22 protein-coding genes and 1 tRNA gene are annotated in these 18546 nt (G+C 58.1%); 12 read left to right on the top strand and 11 right to left on the bottom strand.

Annotated elements, in window-relative coordinates; genetic code table 11:
• Positions 1-218 precede the first annotated feature (218 nt).
• Positions 219-776, bottom strand: coding sequence for a transcription elongation factor GreB (greB, locus tag JYJ39_RS04785; protein WP_205202479.1), 558 nt, complete (start codon positions 774-776; stop codon positions 219-221).
• A gap of 20 nt (positions 777-796) precedes the next feature.
• A complete protein-coding gene (locus JYJ39_RS04780) occupies positions 797-1105 on the bottom strand; it encodes a hypothetical protein (RefSeq protein WP_205202474.1) in 309 nt (102 codons plus the stop codon).
• A 68-nt stretch (positions 1106-1173) separates the two neighbouring features.
• On the opposite strand from JYJ39_RS04780, the gene JYJ39_RS04775 reads away from it, so the two are divergent.
• The 8 genes from JYJ39_RS04775 to JYJ39_RS04740 all read left to right on the top strand — a co-directional run bounded on the left by JYJ39_RS04775 (position 1174) and on the right by JYJ39_RS04740 (position 7149).
• The gene (locus tag JYJ39_RS04775; RefSeq protein ID WP_205202473.1) at positions 1174-1395 is read left to right on the top strand and encodes a YdcH family protein; all 222 of its coding nucleotides are present in this window, start codon (positions 1174-1176) and stop codon (positions 1393-1395) included.
• Positions 1396-1403: 8 nt separating this feature from the next.
• Positions 1404-1733, top strand: coding sequence for a hypothetical protein (locus tag JYJ39_RS04770; protein ID WP_205202472.1), 330 nt, complete (start codon positions 1404-1406; stop codon positions 1731-1733).
• Positions 1734-1823: 90 nt separating this feature from the next.
• Positions 1824-1898: transfer RNA gene (locus tag JYJ39_RS04765), tRNA-Arg, on the top strand.
• A gap of 46 nt (positions 1899-1944) precedes the next feature.
• The gene (locus tag JYJ39_RS04760; RefSeq protein ID WP_205202471.1) at positions 1945-2688 is read left to right on the top strand and encodes a fused MFS/spermidine synthase; all 744 of its coding nucleotides are present in this window, start codon (positions 1945-1947) and stop codon (positions 2686-2688) included.
• Between the two features lie 125 nt (positions 2689-2813).
• Positions 2814-3083: a hypothetical protein gene (locus JYJ39_RS04755; RefSeq protein ID WP_205202470.1), complete on the top strand. Its 270-nt coding sequence runs from the start codon at positions 2814-2816 to the stop codon at positions 3081-3083.
• Positions 3084-3347: 264 nt separating this feature from the next.
• A complete protein-coding gene (locus JYJ39_RS04750; protein WP_205202469.1) occupies positions 3348-5381 on the top strand; it encodes a methyl-accepting chemotaxis protein in 2034 nt (677 codons plus the stop codon).
• 35 nt (positions 5382-5416) lie between these two features.
• Entirely contained in the window at positions 5417-6352 is a 936-nt protein-coding gene (gene miaA / locus JYJ39_RS04745) for a tRNA (adenosine(37)-N6)-dimethylallyltransferase MiaA (protein WP_205202468.1), read from the top strand.
• 98 nt (positions 6353-6450) lie between these two features.
• Positions 6451-7149 (top strand): Crp/Fnr family transcriptional regulator, encoded by a 699-nt coding sequence (locus tag JYJ39_RS04740; protein WP_205202467.1) that lies wholly within the window; start codon positions 6451-6453, stop codon positions 7147-7149.
• A gap of 20 nt (positions 7150-7169) precedes the next feature.
• Here JYJ39_RS04740 and JYJ39_RS04735 read toward each other — a convergent pair whose 3' ends face one another.
• Both JYJ39_RS04735 and JYJ39_RS04730 read right to left on the bottom strand, forming a co-directional pair.
• On the bottom strand, positions 7170-7397 hold the full coding sequence (locus JYJ39_RS04735; protein WP_205202465.1) for a hypothetical protein: 228 nt from the start codon (positions 7395-7397) through the stop codon (positions 7170-7172).
• Between the two features lie 78 nt (positions 7398-7475).
• Positions 7476-8081, bottom strand: coding sequence for a cob(I)yrinic acid a,c-diamide adenosyltransferase (locus JYJ39_RS04730; protein ID WP_240189542.1), 606 nt, complete (start codon positions 8079-8081; stop codon positions 7476-7478).
• 88 nt (positions 8082-8169) lie between these two features.
• Between JYJ39_RS04730 and otnI the strand changes: the two genes are divergently transcribed.
• The gene (gene otnI / locus JYJ39_RS04725) at positions 8170-8943 is read left to right on the top strand and encodes a 2-oxo-tetronate isomerase (RefSeq protein ID WP_205202464.1); all 774 of its coding nucleotides are present in this window, start codon (positions 8170-8172) and stop codon (positions 8941-8943) included.
• A 1-nt stretch (position 8944) separates the two neighbouring features.
• Here otnI and JYJ39_RS04720 read toward each other — a convergent pair whose 3' ends face one another.
• Positions 8945-10243: a sensor domain-containing diguanylate cyclase gene (locus tag JYJ39_RS04720; protein ID WP_205202463.1), complete on the bottom strand. Its 1299-nt coding sequence runs from the start codon at positions 10241-10243 to the stop codon at positions 8945-8947.
• A 108-nt stretch (positions 10244-10351) separates the two neighbouring features.
• On the opposite strand from JYJ39_RS04720, the gene JYJ39_RS04715 reads away from it, so the two are divergent.
• Positions 10352-11125: a PP2C family protein-serine/threonine phosphatase gene (locus tag JYJ39_RS04715; RefSeq protein ID WP_205202462.1), complete on the top strand. Its 774-nt coding sequence runs from the start codon at positions 10352-10354 to the stop codon at positions 11123-11125.
• A 12-nt stretch (positions 11126-11137) separates the two neighbouring features.
• Here the strand turns inward: JYJ39_RS04715 and JYJ39_RS04710 are convergent, their stop codons facing one another.
• Entirely contained in the window at positions 11138-12586 is a 1449-nt protein-coding gene (locus JYJ39_RS04710) for a DEAD/DEAH box helicase (protein ID WP_205202461.1), read from the bottom strand.
• Positions 12587-12746: 160 nt separating this feature from the next.
• On the opposite strand from JYJ39_RS04710, the gene JYJ39_RS04705 reads away from it, so the two are divergent.
• Positions 12747-12902 (top strand): hypothetical protein, encoded by a 156-nt coding sequence (locus tag JYJ39_RS04705; protein ID WP_205202460.1) that lies wholly within the window; start codon positions 12747-12749, stop codon positions 12900-12902.
• 72 nt (positions 12903-12974) lie between these two features.
• On the top strand, positions 12975-13295 hold the full coding sequence (locus JYJ39_RS04700) for a CZB domain-containing protein (protein ID WP_205202459.1): 321 nt from the start codon (positions 12975-12977) through the stop codon (positions 13293-13295).
• A 17-nt stretch (positions 13296-13312) separates the two neighbouring features.
• Here JYJ39_RS04700 and JYJ39_RS04695 read toward each other — a convergent pair whose 3' ends face one another.
• Genes JYJ39_RS04695 through JYJ39_RS04675 form a run of 5 tightly spaced genes read right to left on the bottom strand, consistent with a single transcriptional unit; the run spans position 13313 to position 18500 of the window.
• The gene (locus JYJ39_RS04695) at positions 13313-13603 is read right to left on the bottom strand and encodes a hypothetical protein (protein WP_205202457.1); all 291 of its coding nucleotides are present in this window, start codon (positions 13601-13603) and stop codon (positions 13313-13315) included.
• Positions 13600-13866: a DUF4212 domain-containing protein gene (locus JYJ39_RS04690; protein WP_205202455.1), complete on the bottom strand. Its 267-nt coding sequence runs from the start codon at positions 13864-13866 to the stop codon at positions 13600-13602. The genes JYJ39_RS04695 and JYJ39_RS04690 overlap by 4 nt, the downstream gene beginning before the upstream one ends.
• Positions 13866-15902 carry a sodium:solute symporter family protein gene (locus tag JYJ39_RS04685; RefSeq protein ID WP_240189541.1) on the bottom strand — a complete coding sequence of 679 codons (2037 nt, stop codon included), beginning with the start codon at positions 15900-15902 and terminating at the stop codon, positions 13866-13868. Before JYJ39_RS04685 ends, JYJ39_RS04690 begins: the two co-directional genes overlap by 1 nt.
• Positions 15903-15916: 14 nt before the next feature.
• Positions 15917-16579: a hypothetical protein gene (locus JYJ39_RS04680; protein ID WP_205202454.1), complete on the bottom strand. Its 663-nt coding sequence runs from the start codon at positions 16577-16579 to the stop codon at positions 15917-15919.
• Between the two features lies 1 nt (position 16580).
• A complete protein-coding gene (locus JYJ39_RS04675) occupies positions 16581-18500 on the bottom strand; it encodes a DUF294 nucleotidyltransferase-like domain-containing protein (RefSeq protein ID WP_205202505.1) in 1920 nt (639 codons plus the stop codon).
• Positions 18501-18546 lie beyond the last annotated feature (46 nt).

Below are 18546 nucleotides of genomic sequence, written 5' to 3'. Positions count from 1 at the left end.
GGCTTCCAACGAAGCAAAGAAGCGAGATTATGAAAGACCAACTAGCTTCTGTCAAGCGGTTTTGAAAAAATTTCTTTTTCTTCAAAACCCCCTCAAACCCCGGAAATCCCCGGCAACTCAAGGAAGCCGCGCATTCTACCGACTCCAAAAATTCCGTCAACTACTTTTCGAAAGATTTTTGCTTTGCCAACGGATTGTCAGAAACGAAGCACCAGGATCTATGCCACGGCCGCGTAGCGAACTTCCATGATTTCTATCTCACGTATGCCGGCCGGGCTCTGGAACCGGACGCTATCGCCCTCTCGCGATTTAATCAGCGCCCGTGCCAGTGGCGATATCCAGCTAATGCGGCCCAGGGTGGCATCCGCCTCATCTATTCCAACAATGGTGTAAGTCTGCTCCTGCCCCTCGGTATCGCACAGGGTTACTGTTGCGCCAAAAAACACCTGATCGTTGTCACCATGTTGCAGCGGGTCGACTACTTCGGCGATATCCAGCCGCTTGGTAAGGAAGCGGATCCGCCGGTCGATTTCCCGGAGACGACGTTTACCATAGATATAGTCACCATTTTCCGACCGGTCACCATTGGAGGCTGCCCAAGCAACAATCTCGACGATCCGCGGGCGTTCGTGCTTGACGAGCTCCTCAAGCTCTTCCTTGAGACGGGCATACCCTGCCGGTGTAATGTAGTTGCGCGTACCGGGCGGGATACGCAAAGCCGGCGAGAGGTTTTCCTCATCGTCGCCCTCACTTTCGCGAACAAACGCCTTGCTCACTCTATGTATCCTGCTTTTAATCAGTAGCCAATGCTGTACTGCTCGACATCAACCCGGATCAGGTCACGCCCCAGGATGGCTGCCGTATTCTTGGCAAACTGTTCCGCCCAGACGACATCCGTTCTGAACCGATCGCTCCCTGCATACTTAGCGACACTCAGGATTCGATCAACCGCAAGAATCTTGCCAGTCGGTGTTGCCACATCACACTCCAGCGTAACGAACTCGCGGTCAAACCACTGCCGGGCTTCCTCGGCAGCGCCCGGCGCGGACAAGCGATACTCGTATTCAGCGTCCTTGCCAAAAGAAACGATGATGTGGTGTTGCATGTTGTTCTCCTCCTGTTATTGGTTCGGTTATTCTAAGCAAAACCCCCGTTGCTGTCAGGAGCACTCCCGTGACCTTGCGTCCGCTTACCGAAGCTGAAATTACCGACATCCGCCACAAGCTGCACCAACTTGAAAGCGAGCATCGCGAACTCGATCGAAATATCACACACCTGGACCAGCTGACCAATGCCGACCCCCTGCTCATTCGCCGCCTGAAAAAACAGAAACTGGCACTGAAGGATCGCATATTGGTGTTACGCCACATGCTCAACCCGGCCACTGGCGATTAAGATCGGACATGGCTTTATCGTTTCCTGCCACTGCATTCGGCGACCCATTCGACCTGCATAGCCTGCCGTTACCCCGTCCTGCCGATGGCTATGCCGTGCAACGCCTCGACCACGATCAGTTGCTGGATCGTTCGAGCCAGGCCTTCCTGCCAGTCCGCGATAGAGCATTGGATGCCCTGTTTGCAAGTTTTGTCGAAGCACACACCGCTGCCAGCGAGTGGCTTTGTGCGCAGGGCTTAAGCAGCGAAACCCATCCTCTTGCCATTGTCCCCGCAGCGTTTGATCCCGTACTCCAACGCCACATCCTGATCTATGGTGTCCTGCGCACCCAGCCTTGAAGCTCGCGGCAAGACTTTGCTGACGCCTCCGCAGCGCTACCCGAAGCAAAGCCCAACCGGTACAATGCGCCCCTCTGATTGATTCGGCATGCCTCCATAGTTAAATGGATATAACACGCCCCTCCTAAGGGCGAATTGGTGGTTCGATTCCACCTGGGGGCACCACCGACAAGCTGCGGACTACCTGTCACCCCACCCACGAGCACTGAGCATGCACCCGATTGAAATCAGCGAAAGCGCAGGAATCCGCAATCTGCACTTCGGCTCCGATTGGGTTCAAGGCGCCATGCGCATCTGCCGCCCGCATGCACTGGTGCTGGAGTACACGCAGGTCATGATGGCCAGCCTGCTCCTGCGCGACGCGGGCGAACAGTTCAAGCGCTGGCCCAGGCGCGCGCTCTTGATCGGCCTGGGTGCCGGCTCCCTGGCGAAATTCATTCATCGCTATCTGCCGTCCTGCCGGACCACTGTGGTCGAAATCAATCCTCAGGTTGAATTCATCGCCCGCCAGTATTTCAAACTACCAGCCGAATCCACGCACTTCAACATACAGATCGGCTGCGGCGCAGCTTATCTTGCCAGCAGTAAACACCGCTTCGACCTCATCCTGGTCGATGGCTTCTCTCCGGATGGGCAACCCGGCGAACTAGCCTCCCCTGCCTTCTACCAGAACTGTCGGACACAGCTGAGCAGTTCCGGGATTTTCTGTGTCAATGTCTTGCGCGAAACTGGCTGGCGCGAACAAATCAGCGCCATCGATACCGCTTTTTCGCAGCAGACGGTAGCTTTCCCACCCTGCGCCAGCGGTAATACCCTGGTTTTCGCACGCGGGGAAGAACGTGTCTGCGTTGATCACACAACATTGAGCGCGCGTGCCATAGCGCTTAAAAAGCACACGCACCTCGATCTTTCACGCACGGTCAAGGCACTCCCCCTCTCTGGGCTCGATTTCTGAGAACGCCGACCCTGCCTTGCATTTGTCGCGCAACGTGTTATAAACAAAGCGTAACGCCTCCACCCATAATTAACACCAAGGAGGGCAGTTCGCACCATCACTGACCCGCCAAACTGGAGGAAATCATGCTCTCCATGCAAGACATTCTCGACTATTGCGACCTGAACGATGATGTCATTGAGGTCATTGCTGATCACACGGGCGTGCCAATGATCGTCGCGGCCGAAATGAGCGAGGCGCTACTATGCTCACCGGAAGGCGTGTGCCGCCTGCACATGATGCTGGTTGAATGCATGAAGGAAGCGCTGGCGCGGCAGCGTAATGAGCGAGTAATTGAGTTGATGGAGGTTTATGAACACCTCCGGCGAAGCCATCCTCTACCTTCGCATTTCTAATCGGCAAGTTGGTTGCTGGTCAGCGCGACACCTACCGTCCCGATTATCCAAGCTCGGAACTGGCCCGCGCTTGACTCAGGGATCGTGACGAAAGCACGCATCTCGTGCACTCGCCCTTGGAGCATTGGTTATTTTCAGCAAAACAATACGAAAATCATACTTTCCTACGCGCCAGCCATAAAACAACAGGCATCACAATCCCTACATCATTTCGCGAATAGTCTGTAAACTCCGGGCCCTCATCAAATTCCCCGGGTTCTGTTCATGTTCACGTATTTCGCACGCCAACCAATTGGCAGGCAACTCCTGCTGGGAATTGCTGCACTCTGCCTGATTGCGCTTTCCGTTCTTGCCCTAACGCTTTCGACATACACCCGGGAAATTGCGCTGCAGGAAACCAAGACAGCCTTGCAAGTAGAAGTCGACCTGATTTCCCGCACGCTCGAATATGCACAGGAAACACTGGAGCAGCGAACAGCCGCCAGCCTCGACCAGTTCATCAACGCACTGCCCCCTGCCCGGCTGACTGGCAACAAGGTCATGCAAGGTGGGCAGGAGCGCCCCGAATTGATGCTAGGCAACATTCCTGGTAACGGCAATCAGAACTACCTGGAAGAATTTCGCCGTATCAATCCTGGGCATGACCCATCCTTCCTGGTCAGGGACGGCGAACGCTTTTATCGGGCATCAACCTTGCTGAAAAACAAGAGCGGGCAAAGCCGGGATGGGGAAGAGGTCAGTGAGGCCTATGTCAAGGCGGCAGCCGAAGGCAAGGCATACAGTGGGACACTGGAGCGCTCCGGCAAGATGTATGCATTGGCCTCCAAGCCGATCAAGGATGCCAACGGCAATGTAATCGGCATTTACACCATGCGCATGGACGCCGAAAGCAACATCGCCATCCTCAAGGACAAACTGCGCAGCATCGTTGTCGGCCAATCGGGCTATCCTTACATCCTGGCCGAACCCACCGGTGACAGCACTGCCGGGCGTTTTGTTGTCCATCCCCAGTTCGAGGGCAAGGAATTCTCGGCTCTGGGCAACAGTACTATCATCGGCGTTCTGGAAAAAATGCTGGTCGATAAAAAAGGCCTGGTGCTTTATGACTGGCCTGACGAAAACGGCAACACACGCCAGAAAATCGTCGTCTTCCAATCGATTCCCGCCTTGCACTGGGTCGTAGCGACCGGCTCCTGGCTTGATGAATTCACAGCACCTTACGACCGCATCAGGAACATCATTCTGCTTGGCCTGGCGCTGTTCGCCGGCATCCTTCTTGCCGCCATCACCCTGCTGATCCGTACACAACTCAAACCGCTCGACGACATCAAGCATGGGCTGCAGACGCTGGGCGCAGGTGATCTCAGCGAGCGCATCCCGGTTTTGCCGGATTCGGACAATGAAATCCACCGCGTCGCGCAGCAAGTCAACGACACCGCCGGCGCCATGAGCGGCCTGGTCAGCACGCTGCGCCAATCTTCCGACGGCTTGCGCGGCTGCGCCACGGACATCTCCGCCTCAGCCAATCAGTTGCAAGGCAGCATCGGGCAACTCGCCGAAACGGTCAATGACATGAGTTCCTCTTCGGAAGAGTTGTCGGTCTCCATCGACCAAGTGGCAGATTCCGCACGGCAGACAGATGCTTTCGCCGAAGAAGCGGTCAGTGAAGTGGAAAAAGGCAAGGCTGTCACCCTGCAGGCAATCGCCGCGATTCAGCAGATCCAGGAACGCGTCGGCTCCGCCCTGGCTGAGGTAGAGATCTTGGGTGGCCATTCGGCAGAGATCGGCCAGGTCGTCAATGCCATCCGTCAGATTGCCGAGCAAACCAATCTGCTTGCACTCAATGCTGCCATCGAAGCAGCTCGTGCAGGAGAAGTCGGCCGGGGCTTTGCCGTAGTCGCCGACGAAGTGCGTAAACTGGCGGAACAATCCGCCAAATCAGCAGGAGAAATCGGCGAAATTCTGGGCCGTGTCAGCAGCGGCGTCAGCACTGTCCAGGCTGTCATCGGCGACGCCGTGAAGGAAGCCCATCAGGGTGGCCTGGCAAGCGCACATGCCGAAACCGCGCTAGAGAGCATCGAACGAGCGACCCAGCACATTGCCAAGGCAGTGCGCGATATTTCAAACGCCGTCCAGGAACAATCTGCTGCAGCCCAGAACATTACTCAACGCATTGAAGGCGCCGCCCAAGTGGCCGAGGAAACGGAGCAGGTTTCCCAAAGGGTAAACGGCAACGCCAGCCAACTGACCAACCTGGCTGCCAGCCTGGAAAACGAAGTGGGGCACTTCCGTCTGTAAATACCGGTCAAAACAAAAACTCCGATTGCAGCCCCATGCGCCCCCTGCCTCCTGCCATTTTGCTGATGGGCCCCACCGCTTCCGGTAAAACGGCAGCGGCCATGGCCTTGTATGACGCCCTCCCGGTCGAGTTGATCAGTGTCGACTCGGCACAGGTTTTCGTCGACATGAACATCGGCACAGCCAAGCCTGATGTCGGGCTACTGACACGCTACCCACACCGGTTGATCGATCTCATCACACCTGAGGAGCGCTATTCAGCCGCCCGCTTTCGTGCCGATGCGCTGGCAGCAATGGCTGAAATCACGGCAGCGGGCCGCGTACCAATACTGGTCGGCGGCACCATGCTGTATTTTCGCGCCCTGCTGCATGGCTTGGCAGAACTGCCACAGGCTGACGCAGCACTGCGTGCGCAAATCGACCGCGATGCCGCCAGCAAGGGATGGCCCGCCATGCACGCCCTGTTGCAAACGCTGGACCCTGTCACGGCAGAGCGCTTACATCCGACTGACAGCCAGCGGATCCAGCGCGCGCTGGAAGTGTGCCTGGCGAGCGGCAAGCCCATGTCGACCCTGCTGGCCGCGGCCGAACAAGAAGAACCGCCCTACAATTTCCTGCAACTCGCCCTGCTCCCGTCTGACCGCACCGCACTGCATGAGCGTATCGCGCAGCGATTCGATGCCATGCTGCGTGCCGGCCTGCTCGATGAAGTACGCCAACTGCGCTGCACATACCAGCTTTCCCTGGAATTACCCTCCATGCGCTGCGTCGGCTATCGGCAAGCCTGGGAAGCGCTGGACGGCAGCCTCCCCCTGGATGAATTGCGTGACCGCGGCATCTATGCCACACGCCAGCTGGCGAAACGGCAAATCACCTGGCTCGGAAATTCCTTCACCGCCGAAACTTTCGATTGCCTGAACCCGGCACTGGCGCATTCCATTCTGGAACGCACGCAAAAATTCCTCGCCTGAGCTGCTTGCACTGCCCTATCGGGATTCAGAATTGACCTATGTCAAATCGTGCACACCTGTGCTAACTTTGCGACACTGTGGCAAACCTTGGAGGAGAGATGCTCGAGGAGGAAATTCTCGATTTTTCGCGCCGGCTCGAATGCCTGCCGCAATTTTGCGTCTTGACTGCGCCAGAACGCGACCTGCTCATGCAGAACAGCGCAAAATTACTGGTGGGCAAGGGCCAGATACTGTTCCAACAAGGTGATCTCTGCAGCGGCCTGCATATCCTTCTCAGCGGTCAGATGAAGCTCGCCTTTGCGTCACCACAAGGCCAGGAAAAAGTGTTGCGCATCATCCGCCCGGGAGAAAGCTTCTGCACCGCCATGCTGTTTACAAAACAGCCCTACGCCTTTTTTTCCCAGGCCGTTCGCAACAGCCTGTTGCTGCACCTGAACAAGCAGGCCATGCACGAAATAATGGCCAGCAATCCCCTGTTCATGCAAAACATCATGCAAGGCCTGGCCGATGACTACCAGCAACTGGTCATAGATTTCGAATCAGTGCGACTGCACAGCGCGGCCGAGCGCATCGTTCGCTACCTGCTACGCGAAATGGAAGCCAGCCATGCCAGCAGCGGCGTGATCAATCTCGATGTTGCCAAGGGCCTGATCGCATCCCAACTCAACCTGACGCAAGAACATTTTTCCAGAATCCTGAACGAACTTCATCGCTTCGGCCTGATCATTCTGGACGGGCGACGCATCGAAATTCCGCAAGTCGACGCACTGCAGGCTTATATTCCCGCTACCGCCTGATACTGTAGTTTCGACGGGGCTCAGGCCATGCTGGCCAGCGCCGCCATGAGATCAGAATCAGCACCGCCGGCAGGCTCGCCGCCCCCTGCATCAATCATGCCGTTCTGCGCTTCGACATAGGCGACGTACCCCAAACCGCGCAACGTCTCCGCCCAACCTTCCGCCGTTTTCTGCGCAACGTGCCACGGCCCACGTTCGACGACGGGGCGAGGGCTGCCATTGCGGTAAGTGGTGACGACGCGGTACACAGGCGTGGCTCAAATGGAATGGGCTGATTATCCGGTCAGCTCAAGGTCGGATGCAAGCGGCAAGCGGAAATAATTTTATCAATGTCCGGTATTTTTGCCTTTTTGCCAGAGTACATCACCGCAACCACCCACTTTATTGAGGTGACGCCCCAGAACAAACAGACAATCGGAGAGGCGGTTGATGTAACGACGCGCCGGATCAGACAAGGTTTCTGCGTGATGTAACGCTGCCATGGCACGTTCGGCACGGCGGCAGATGGTCCGGCACAGATGTGCCACCGCTGCCGGACGGGTACCACCAGGCAAGATGAATTCCTTGAGCATGGACAGCTCCCGATTGAACTCCTCTGTCAGCGTTTCCAGGCGTTCGACCTGCCTGTCCTGCATCACCGCCATACCCGGCAGGCAAAGCTCACCGCCCAGATCGAACAGATCGTGCTGAATATCCAGCAACGCCGACCGCACCGCCGGCGGCAGATCCTCGCACAGCAAGAGACCGAGACTGGAATTCAGCTCATCCACCTCACCAATCGCATGAATACGCAAACTGTCCTTGCTCGTACGGCTACCGTCGCCCAAACCCGTCGTGCCACCGTCGCCGGTACGGGTAACAATTTTCGAGAGGCGGTGTCCTTTGCGCTCACCATCTGCCATGGGAGCGGCCTCAATTTTGTCTTGTTCCATCCTTGTTCTCCATCCTCGCTATTTTCGTTGGCATTCACTGTTCAAGGCTGCAGATTATACTTTCCCCCCTGCTCGATCTCCTCTCCTCATGCTCAAATTTGCCGCCAACCTGAGTTTTCTCTTTACCGAGGCCGCTTTTCCCGATCGCTTCAAACTGGCAGCCGATGCCGGGTTTGGTGGTGTTGAATACCTTTTTCCCTACGATTACCCGACAAAAGATATCCGCCACTGGCTGACAGAAAACAAGCTGCAGCAAGTTCTGTTCAACCTTCCCCCTGGCGACTGGGCTGCGGGAGAGCGTGGGCTGGCCTGCCTGCCCGGCCGGGAAGAAGAATTTAAGGCCAGCCTGGCGGTGGCCGCAGAGTACGCCGGCACGCTGGGTTGCCAACGACTGCATTGCATGGCCGGATTACGCCCCGCCGGCATTGACGAGCTTGAACTGGAAGCCACCTACCTCGCCAACCTACGCCAGGCAGCAAGCTTCTTTGCCCCGCTGGGCATCGAACTGCTGATCGAACCCATCAATAGCCGCATCGACATGCCGGGGTACTGGCTGGATAACATCCCCAAAGCGATCCGCCTGCTGGAAATGATCGCCGCACCGAACGTCAAGCTGCAACTGGATCTGTACCATGCCCAGATCATGCACGGAGACCTGGCACGGACCATCCACAACCACCGCGCGCGCATCGGCCACATACAAATCGCCGACAACCCCGGACGCCACGAACCTGGTAGCGGTGAAATCAATTACCCCTACCTGTTCAGTCTTCTGGAACAACTCGCGTACAACGGATGGATTGGCTGCGAATACAAGCCACAGGGTGAAACATTAGCCGGACTAGGCTGGCGGCCAGTGTAAATCAGGCCACACAGTTGCGACCGTTACGCTTGGCTGCGTAAAGGTGACCATCACAGGTGCTAATAATTTCCTCGATCAGGCGGCTATCCACCACTTGATAAGAGTCGGGGGACACTTCGCTGACGCCGAAGCTGGCACTAAGCGCAATCGGTATCTCGCCCTGCAGGGGGGATGCGGCAATTTTCTCCCGCAGCTTTTCTGCCAACAAACGCGCCTGCAGCAGATTGGTCGACGGGCACACCAGCATGAACTCTTCGCCGCCATAGCGAAAGACCAGATCAGACTGCCGCAGTGTCTCACGCACCAAGCTGGCAACATGCACCAGTGCCTTGTCGCCGGCCAGATGGCCGTACGTGTCGTTCAGCACCTTGAAATGGTCCAAGTCGAACATGATGACGGAAAACGGCATTTCGGTTGCTTTGGCCACCTCCATCTGTCCAAACAGCACGCGATCGAGAAAGCGACGACTGAGGAAGCCGGTCAACGCATCCTTGCTGTAGACATTCATGATGACCACATTGTTGAGCAACGAAATTTCGTTACCCAGCTCCAACGAATAAATTTCGGCTTTTCGCAGCAAGGCGTACAAAGGGCTACTGGCCTGCGGCAACAGCAAAATGTCCTGCATTTCAGCGACCACATGGTGCATGGTTTCATGCAGCAACTGAATTTGTTTGACATGGCTACGGTCGCGAATCAACTGCAGTCCCTCCGAGTTGAGCCACAAGCCAAACTGACAGCGGGTCGGGTCAAGCTCAGGCAAAACATCTTGCCGACGCAGGCGCACAGCTTCGATCAAACGCCCCATCCACACCAAATGGCTTTCAAAGTAGGACAGCAGATTCTGATCATCCAACGCCCGGATATGCCCTAGGCGAACATGGTTTCGCGTCCCCAGGCGATTGAGAAATATTTTCAGATAGATTGCCGCGAACTCTTCTTCCATGGTCCCAAACAAGTTCATCACTTGTTCAACCACATCGATATCACGTTCCGCCAGCGCCTCCTTGAGCACCAGATTGCGCAATACGCCAAACTGGTGCGCAAAAAGCATGAACGGCGTATTGGTATTCGCCAGATGCTCGATGATTTTATGGCAATCGGAATTCTTGGCGTCGTTCAACGTAGCCAGCAGACACACCCGAATTTTTGGCCAGGCCGTGTACGCCCCATCGACAACCAGCGCCCCCTCAACCATCGTCACTGACGGTGTCATCTGATCGAGACTGGCCAGCAAGCGGGTCAATAAGGCCCGATTTTCCGGGGTACGCCAATCCGGCAACGGTGGGGTGTACGTCATGGCTCAGGCTTTCTCCAATAACGGGCCATTATACCGTGTCATAAGTTGACTCGACCCTCCGCAAGATAGGGGCTTTGCGTTAGTATTCGCCCTCCACAAGGGACCGCCATGCCACTCACCATCGATGCCTGCGCCGCCCAACACCAAGGGGACCGCAAGGAACAACAAGACCGTGTTGCCATCTTCCCACACCCCCGTCACAAAGGGGTTCTGCTCGCCATCGTGGCGGATGGCATGGGGGGGCACACGGGGGGCGCTCTGGCGGCGGAGCAGGTCGTACACACCGCACGCACCAATCTGGAGCACTTTGCGCCGGGCGAGGAAAACCCGCGCTATCTGCTTGAAAACAGCATGCATGAAGCACATACCATGATCAAGGCATCGCGCTTCATCAACGAAAAAGACCCCCACAGCACAGCGGTTGCCATGGTTGTGCAACCTGGCCACATCACCTGGGGCTATTGCGGTGACAGCCGCCTGTATCATTTTCACGGCAAGCACCTGCAGACGCGAACGGTCGACCACTCCTACGTCGAACACCTGGTCGCCAGCGGACGCATCACGCCGCTGCAGGCCCTGACCCACCCCAACCGCAACGTCCTGATGACTTCACTGGGAGGAGAGAACGCGCCGCGCTTTGACTTTGCAGAGCACAACGCACCCAGCGCCGGCGACAACTTCATTCTGTGCTCCGATGGCATCTGGGCCTACTTCAGCGATGATGAACTCGGCTGCCTGCTCAATGAGAATTCAGCGCGCGAGGCCTGTCAGAAAATCATCCGGCTGGCCCGTGAACGGGCCAGCGGTAGCGGTGACAATCTGTCACTGGTGGTTATTCGCCTGCAGGAGGCCACCAGAAAACCCGGCCACAAGCCTGCATAAACCTGCAGCGATTCAGACAGGCTTACGCCCCATCCCGCCCAGCAAGGCAGCGACCATCTTGCGCGGTTTGTTTGGCGGGACGGTAGCCGGTGCCGCCGCAGTATTACCGGCCACACTCAGGCTTGCTTTAGGCTCGTAGGGCTTGCTGAAATCAAAACCATCCGCAGCGATGGTCGAATCACGCCGTCCTTTGCGCTGCGGTTTCTCGGACAGCGGCGCACGTACCGGCGGCGGACGTTTTTTCTTGTTGCCGGGCGGATACTCATATTCCGCTTCGGCCTCGAAACCAGCAATTTCGATCTGCTCGATCGGACGCTTGATCAGTTTCTCGATTTCTACGAGATAGGCCACTTCGTGCGCGCTGACCAGGGAAATCGCATTCCCCTGACGCCCGGCACGCCCCGTCCGGCCGATACGATGCACGTAGTCTTCCGGCACATGCGGCAATTCGTAATTGATCACGTAGGGCAGATCGTCGATATCCAGCCCGCGTGCCGCCACATCGGTCGCCACCAGCGCCTGGGTACCGCCCGCCTTGAAGGCGTCGAGCGCCTTGATGCGCTCCAGCTGGCTCTTGTCACCATGAATCGCATCGGCATGGATACCTGCCCGCTGCAACTCCCGCGTCAAACGCGAACACCCTTGCTTGGTGCGCATGAACACGATGCACTGACGAATATCCCCGGATTTGAGCAGTTTGATCAGCAAACCGCGCTTCCCCCACTCCGAGACCGGGTGCACGCGGTGGGTGATGGTGTCCGATACCTGATTCCGCCGCGCCACTTCCACCAGCACGGGATTGTGCAGCATGGTATCGGCCAGCTTCTTGATGTCATCGGAAAACGTGGCCGAAAACAGCAGGCTCTGCCGTTGCGCAGGCAGCATCTTGAGAATACGCGTGACATCGGGGATGAAGCCCATGTCGAGCATGCGATCCGCCTCATCCAGCACCAGCGCCTGAACCGAATTGAAACTGACACTCTTCGACTCGACGTGGTCGAGCAGTCGTCCCGGCGTCGCCACCAGAATTTCCACGCCCTTCTTCAATTCGGCAATCTGCGGCTTGATATCCACCCCGCCATAAGCGCACATGGCGCGCAGCGGCGTGTGTTTGCTGTAGGCCGCCACCGATTCATACACTTGTAGCGCCAGTTCGCGCGTCGGCGCCAGAATCAGGGCACGCACCGGATGCCGGGCGGGCGAAGGGCTGCTGCTGGCGAAGGGCAGGATGCGCTGCAGGATGGGCAAGGTGAAGGCAGCGGTCTTGCCGGTCCCGGTCTGCGCCCCACCCATGATGTCCTGGCCGGCAATCACCAGGGGAATCGCTTTCGCCTGGATCGGGGTCGGTTTGCTGTAGCCGAGATCGTTGAGGGCACGCAACAATTCGGGCGCCAGGCCCAGATCAGCAAACGTGGTTTCAGGTGCCGCCAACGCGGCTTCAGAGGTCGTGTTTTCTAACATGGGGCGCAATTATACGCTCGCGGAAGCCTGTTTTTTTATGGATTGTTTCCAACCGTAATCCAGCACAAAACAAAGTACTGTACAAATAAACAGTCGTGATTTAATCTTGCGACCACTGTTTGTTTATCCAGCACTTCCTGAATCACCCCAAGGAGAAGACATGAACCGCCTGCAGAAATGGTTTGAAGCCTTTGTCGGAATCTGCGCCGCCGAGCAAGAACGTCTGGCCCGTGCCCACGCCATCTTCAACGCTCCCGCACCTGATTTATCTCCACTCGAAAAGCCCGCTTGCTGGCGACGCAGCTGCGCGCATTGAAGATGTGCAGCCCGCTGCGGCATAATACGGCGCATCAGGATATTCAGCCGGCAGGGCCGGGGAGAGCACAGAGTGGCCAAATTAATGCCGACCCAGATCGAAGAGGCAATCCGCTTGCACAGCAAGTGGCGACGTCAGTTTTTCAATGCATTCGCTGGCGGCAATTATGCCGAGATGCCCTTGTCGGAACACCGCAGCTGCCTCCTGGCGGGCGCCCTTGAAGCCCACAACGCCAGCCCTGAACTGATTGCCCTGCACCTGCGCTTTCACTCGCTGGCCAATGAAATCACCACCCTCAGCCAGAATGGCATGGGCGATGCAGCCGATCTGCTGCTCCCCGAACTGAGCGAAACCACGCACCAGCTGGCGACACAACTGGATCAATTGCGCTGAGTCGAGCCAGAGAGCATTCACGCAACTGACGTCAGCAAAGCCAGCCGCCACGCCGCCAAGGCGATCCAGATCATCGCCAGCAGGGCGAAACACAGCGCGCCCTCCCACCAAGGGCGGCGCACGCCGGGGATTAATTTGCCGCAGAGATGCCGTGGCCGGCGGGTAATGAGCGCAAAGAGCTGGTAGATCGGGTTAGTGTTGCGGGCGCTGCCCGCCAACAAGGCCAGAGCCCCCTGAGCCAGTAACGCCAGGCCCAGCATCTCGACGATGGCACGCAAGGCCGACAGGCAAAAAACCAGAACGCTCATTCCCCACCCTGCCCCGACGGCACGGTATGTACAGCATCGAGAGACTGCATCCTGCGGTTGTAATACACCACAATGCCGAGATAGCAGAAAAACACCCCCTGGGCCGCAAAATAAAAACCCAGGGGAAAGCCTAACCAGTTGAATTCGTTCAGTTCACGGGCAAAAAAAACCACCCCGAAGGTCAGCACATACCAGACCAGCAGCAGGCTCCCGGTCAAACGGCGCGTCCGGCGCCAGTAGGGGGATATTTCTGGTTGTGGCATCAACTCCGTCCCAACTGTTCGCTTGGCTCACGCACACAAGCGAGAAAATCTTCCGCCTCTGGATTAGCCGGGGTCAGCAGGCTGACGACGACATGCGTCACGAAGCCCGCAACAATACCGAATACCCCAGCGGAAGTGGAATGCAGATCAAACCATGGCCCGAGCATTTCCTCTCCCAGCCCCAGCCAGGCATGACCACCAAATTCCATGCGGGCAATGTAATACAGGGTCAGGCCAAGCCCCACCAGCATGCTGGCAATCGCGCCGGCGCGCGTCGCACGTGCCCAGAAAATCCCCAATACCAGCGCCGGAAACAGCGCTGCGCCAGCAATGGAGAATGCCCAGGCCACCATCGACAAAATCGTCCCGGGCTTCTGTGCTGCCACCAAGGCGGCCATCAGGGCCACCACCAGCAACAGGATTTTAGCGATCACCAGGCGGAATTGCGTGGACGACTGCGGACGAAAAACCCGGAAATACACATCGTGGGACAGGGCGCTGGTAATCGTCAGCAACAGACCGTCGGCAGTGGACAAGGCTGCCGCCAGCCCCCCCGCCGCGACCAAGCCGGAAACGACATAGGGCATGCCGGCAATTTCCGGCGTTGCCAGCACGATCACGTCCGGATTCAACGACAGCTCGGCAAATTGCAGCAGGCCGTCGCCGTTGATGTCCTCAATCGAAATCAATCCGATCTTGGTCCACGCCATTACCCACCCGGGCAGTTTGGCAATCGGAATCCCCACCAGATTGGACAGCACCTCGAACTTGGCAAATACGGCATAGGCCGGCGCGGTCACATAGAGTATGCCGATGAACAACAATGACCAGAAAACCGATTGCCGCGCCTGCGCGACACTGGGCGTGGTGTAGTAACGCATCAGGACGTGCGGCAGTGCGGCGGTACCGATGGTCAGACAGAACACCAGTGCCAGAAAGTTATTGCGCAGTACATTGCGCTCGGCTTCGGTCGTACCTGGGAAAGCCTCCGCATGTGGCCGCGGCGGCTGGCTGCGCTCAAGCGCTTCGTGCTGCGCCCGCTCCCAATGGTGCCGGGCTTCTTCCGAGGTTTTCGGCAATTCCCGCCGCTGCCGCTCCAGCGCCACCACCTCCCGCATCTGGGCATCGCTGCTACGCAGGCGCTCGACCTCGGCCGCGTAATAGGCGCGCTCTTCCAGCAACGAGTGGGGCAAATGCTGAATTTTCTCGGCATAGGTGGCCGCGCGCTCCCGATACAGTTCACGCACCTCGGTTTCGGCCGGCGCCACAAACAATTCCGTCTCCAGCGCCGTCACCTGCTGCAGCACACTGCCATACACCACCTGCGGCACGGGCACCCCGGTCACCTTGTAGGACAGGATGGCCACCGGCGTCAGATAGGCAACGATCAGAATCAGATACTGCGCCACCTGCGTCCAGGTAATCGCCCGCATGCCGCCCAGAAAGGAACAGACCAGAACGCCGGCCAAGCCGACAAACACCCCGATTTCAAATTGCAGGCTGACAAACCGGCTGGTAATCACCCCCACGCCGTAAATCTGCGCCACCACATAAACGAAGGAAGCCAGAATGGCGGCAAACACTGCAATCAGCCGCACCGCGTTACCACCATAACGGGCACTCAGGAAGTCTGGAATCGTGAATTGTCCGAAACGCCGCAGATAAGGCGCCAGCAGCAACGCCACCAGCACGAAACCGCCGGTCCAGCCAACGATGTAGGCCAGCCCCTGAAATCCCTGCAAATACAGGGTACCCGCCAGCCCCATGAAGGAGGCGGCACTCATCCAGTCGGCCCCGGTAGCCATGCCGTTGAAGAACGCCGGCACCCGGCGACCGGCCACATAATATTCGGAGACATCGGAGGTACGGCTGAACACGCCGATGGTGGCGTACATCGATACGGTAAACACCAGAAAGGCATAGCCAATCCAGCGCGGCGGCATGCCGTGCCGTTCGAGCACCGCCAAAAACCCCGTAAACAGAAGGAACAGGACGGTGTAGTAGAGGTAGTAGCGTTGCAGCCGGGTCAGTCGCACAACACCACCACGCCTCAGTGACTGCGCCGCAGGTGGCTGCTGGCCTTTGATTCCTCGATCAGCGCGGCCACGGTATCGACCCCCTTGCTATGGGCGCGCACCACCAGCATCTGGAACAGGCGCGCCAGTGCCAGGCAGTTCTCGTTCGGACTGCGCCGCCCCTCGCCCGGATCGAGGCCGAAGAGCTGCAGCCAGTCATCGAGCGGCATCGGCTGGTGGCTTTTGTCGGCAAACAGTGCTGGCAGCAACCAGGCCAGGTCCACCCAACGCGGTTGTAGCGACAACCCCAGGTGTTGACGCAGGGCCGGCAGCAAAAAACCACCCACATAGGCGGCATAAAACACCACCAGCGGCGCCTTGCCGATGAACTGCAGAAACGCGGTCAGGCGCCGGGCACGATCCTCTTCGTCTGCCACTTCCAACAAGTCGAGATACATGCTGCGTGCCGGCGCCACTACGCCACGGTGCACCTCCGTTGCGGCCAGACCGGTCAGCCGATGGCGTTCCGGGTCGGGACCGTCAGTGACGATATCAAGCACCACATAACGGGTCAGAAAGTGGGTCGACTCCAGATCGTCGACAACGCGTGCCTGCCAGTCGGTCAGTGCTGCCCTGACATCCGCCGGCAGACTCGCCGCCTCTGCCACACCAGAGAAAAGTTTCTTGATGCCAAACATGTCAGTGATTCACCTGATAATCGAGTTTCAGACGCGACTGTATCTTGCGCGCCTGACGGAAGGATTCCTTCAGGATGCGGCGGTCAAGCTCGTTCAGCTTTTCCGGATCAATCAGATTGTCGCCCTGCCGCCCCGGTTCGCCATTCAGATACTGATGCTGCAGGCGCAGGAACTGGATGAAATTCAGGCCATCCAGCACGGCATTGATCTCGTCACCGCGGATGTTCATTTTCTGCGCCGACAGACGCAGGCGCTGCAGGGTGTTGGTGCTATGCACCCCGGCCGCCAGAGCGTAAATCCGCGCCACGTCGACAAAGATGCGCGAACCGTATTTCTTGAGGTCGATCTTGCCCGGCGCATCGGCTTCCAGATCGGTCAGGAAATCACGGATCTTGCCCAATGGTGGTGCCACATCGAGCGCGTTGCGCGCCATCGCCTGCAGGAACACCGGCATCGCCTGCGCCTGGTGCAACAGGTGGCGACGCATGCTGTCCGCCAGTTCCACCTTGCCATACAGCGGCCGGAAATCGAAGAAAATGCTGGCGTTCAGCAGCGCCACCGGCTCCGGTACGCGAATCCACTCGGTAAACTGATTGCGCCATTCATCCAATGTCAGGCACCACTGCGGGTTACTTGCCATGATGTCGCCCTTGCACAGCGGAAAGCCGATCTGGTCGAGCGATTTGTTGACCTCCAGGGCAAACGCCAGCAGGCGTTTTTTCAGCTCGGCCTGATCTTCGCCCGGCGGCACCTGGAAGACGATGCCATTATCCTGATCGGTACTGAAAGTCTGCTCGTCCCGCCCTTCCGAACCAAAGGCCAGCCAGCACCAGTCGATGCCGGAAAAATCATGGCGCTCCAGGTTGAGTTGCAGCACACGCCGGGTCAACGCGTCGTTCAGGGCCGAAATGAACTGGGTCAGCTGCTCGGCGCCAATCCCCTGGGCCAGCATGTTGAAGGACAGCTGGCGCACATCCGCCGCTGCCGTTTTCAAGGCATCGACATCCGGGGCGGCTTCTATGGTCTGGCGAATCTGGCGCAGGCCGACACGCTGCAAGGCAAACAGGTCGCGCTCCGAGACGATGCCACTCAAGGCCCCCGCGTGATCGGTGATGAGCACGTGGCGGATGCCTTCCTTGGCCATGGCCAGCATGGCATCGTAGGCCGTGGCATGTTCGTTCAGACTCGTTGGCGACGGCGACATGGCTTCGCGAATGGCCGTCGTCAATGGCAATTCGGCCAGTACCACCCGATCGAGCAGATCACTGCGGGTAAAAATCCCCATAGGTTTCTGTTCGCCATCGACCACGACCACCGAGCCGACGTTGGCCTGCGACATGGCCTGAAAGGCATCGCGCAACGGCGTTTCCGGCAACACGGCCAGCGGATTGCGGGTACCGATACCAGCCAGAGGTGAATTGAGCGTCTGCTGTTCGCTGGCTTTCTGCGCAAACTGCGCCTGCAATTGGCGCCGCGACTGGTCGAGCAGGCTGGCGATGTATTGTGTGCAGAACAGATTGAATTCCGGGCTTTTCGCCATCAGCGTGAGGTAATCCTCGGCCGGCAACTGGTAGCAGAAGGTATCTTCCAGGGCGGTATAGTCGTTGGTCGATGGCCGCCCGGCCGTCACCGCCCCGATCGGAAAGCTCTCGCCCGGGCCATGGCTGAGAATGGAATATTCCGTCACCACCACCTCGCCAGCCTGGCGCGCCTGCACCTTGCCGGATTCGATCAGATAGAAATAACGGACCGTACCGGAATCGGCGCCAACAATCAGGTTCCCCGCCGGATAAAAAACAATCTGCGCTTTTTCCGCAAACCATTGCAGGGACTCCGGGTCCATCTTGTTGAACGGCGCATGCCGGGAAAGAAAAGCCACCGCACTCGCCGCTGCCCGGCGCTGTCCGTCCTGCTGCAACATGGCACCGATTTTTTCCACCTCGGATACGCCACCTGCTTCTTGTGCT

Origin of the sequence: Azonexus hydrophilus (assembly GCF_905120355.1) — a bacterium.
In the GTDB taxonomy this organism is placed as follows: Bacteria; Pseudomonadota; Gammaproteobacteria; order Burkholderiales; family Rhodocyclaceae; genus Azonexus.
This window is presented reverse-complemented; position numbering and strand designations above follow the sequence as displayed.

What these genes read in the sequence shown, in the direction of transcription:
- JYJ39_RS04710 (WP_205202461.1), bottom strand. Translation starts at nt 12,586, where the DNA reads ATGTTAGAAAACACGACCTCTGAAGCCGCGTTGGCGGCACCTGAAACC.
- JYJ39_RS04690 (WP_205202455.1), bottom strand. Translation starts at nt 13,866, where the DNA reads ATGCCACAACCAGAAATATCCCCCTACTGGCGCCGGACGCGCCGTTTG.
- otnI (WP_205202464.1), top strand. Translation starts at nt 8,170, where the DNA reads ATGCTCAAATTTGCCGCCAACCTGAGTTTTCTCTTTACCGAGGCCGCT.
- JYJ39_RS04720 (WP_205202463.1), bottom strand. Translation starts at nt 10,243, where the DNA reads ATGACGTACACCCCACCGTTGCCGGATTGGCGTACCCCGGAAAATCGG.
- JYJ39_RS04750 (WP_205202469.1), top strand. Translation starts at nt 3,348, where the DNA reads ATGTTCACGTATTTCGCACGCCAACCAATTGGCAGGCAACTCCTGCTG.
- JYJ39_RS04680 (WP_205202454.1), bottom strand. Translation starts at nt 16,579, where the DNA reads ATGTTTGGCATCAAGAAACTTTTCTCTGGTGTGGCAGAGGCGGCGAGT.
- JYJ39_RS04730 (WP_240189542.1), bottom strand. Translation starts at nt 8,081, where the DNA reads ATGGAACAAGACAAAATTGAGGCCGCTCCCATGGCAGATGGTGAGCGC.
- JYJ39_RS04755 (WP_205202470.1), top strand. Translation starts at nt 2,814, where the DNA reads ATGCTCTCCATGCAAGACATTCTCGACTATTGCGACCTGAACGATGAT.
- JYJ39_RS04675 (WP_205202505.1), bottom strand. Translation starts at nt 18,500, where the DNA reads ATGTTGCAGCAGGACGGACAGCGCCGGGCAGCGGCGAGTGCGGTGGCT.
- JYJ39_RS04705 (WP_205202460.1), top strand. Translation starts at nt 12,747, where the DNA reads ATGAACCGCCTGCAGAAATGGTTTGAAGCCTTTGTCGGAATCTGCGCC.
- JYJ39_RS04770 (WP_205202472.1), top strand. Translation starts at nt 1,404, where the DNA reads ATGGCTTTATCGTTTCCTGCCACTGCATTCGGCGACCCATTCGACCTG.
- miaA (WP_205202468.1), top strand. Translation starts at nt 5,417, where the DNA reads ATGCGCCCCCTGCCTCCTGCCATTTTGCTGATGGGCCCCACCGCTTCC.
- JYJ39_RS04695 (WP_205202457.1), bottom strand. Translation starts at nt 13,603, where the DNA reads ATGAGCGTTCTGGTTTTTTGCCTGTCGGCCTTGCGTGCCATCGTCGAG.
- JYJ39_RS04780 (WP_205202474.1), bottom strand. Translation starts at nt 1,105, where the DNA reads ATGCAACACCACATCATCGTTTCTTTTGGCAAGGACGCTGAATACGAG.
- JYJ39_RS04760 (WP_205202471.1), top strand. Translation starts at nt 1,945, where the DNA reads ATGCACCCGATTGAAATCAGCGAAAGCGCAGGAATCCGCAATCTGCAC.
- JYJ39_RS04740 (WP_205202467.1), top strand. Translation starts at nt 6,451, where the DNA reads ATGCTCGAGGAGGAAATTCTCGATTTTTCGCGCCGGCTCGAATGCCTG.
- JYJ39_RS04715 (WP_205202462.1), top strand. Translation starts at nt 10,352, where the DNA reads ATGCCACTCACCATCGATGCCTGCGCCGCCCAACACCAAGGGGACCGC.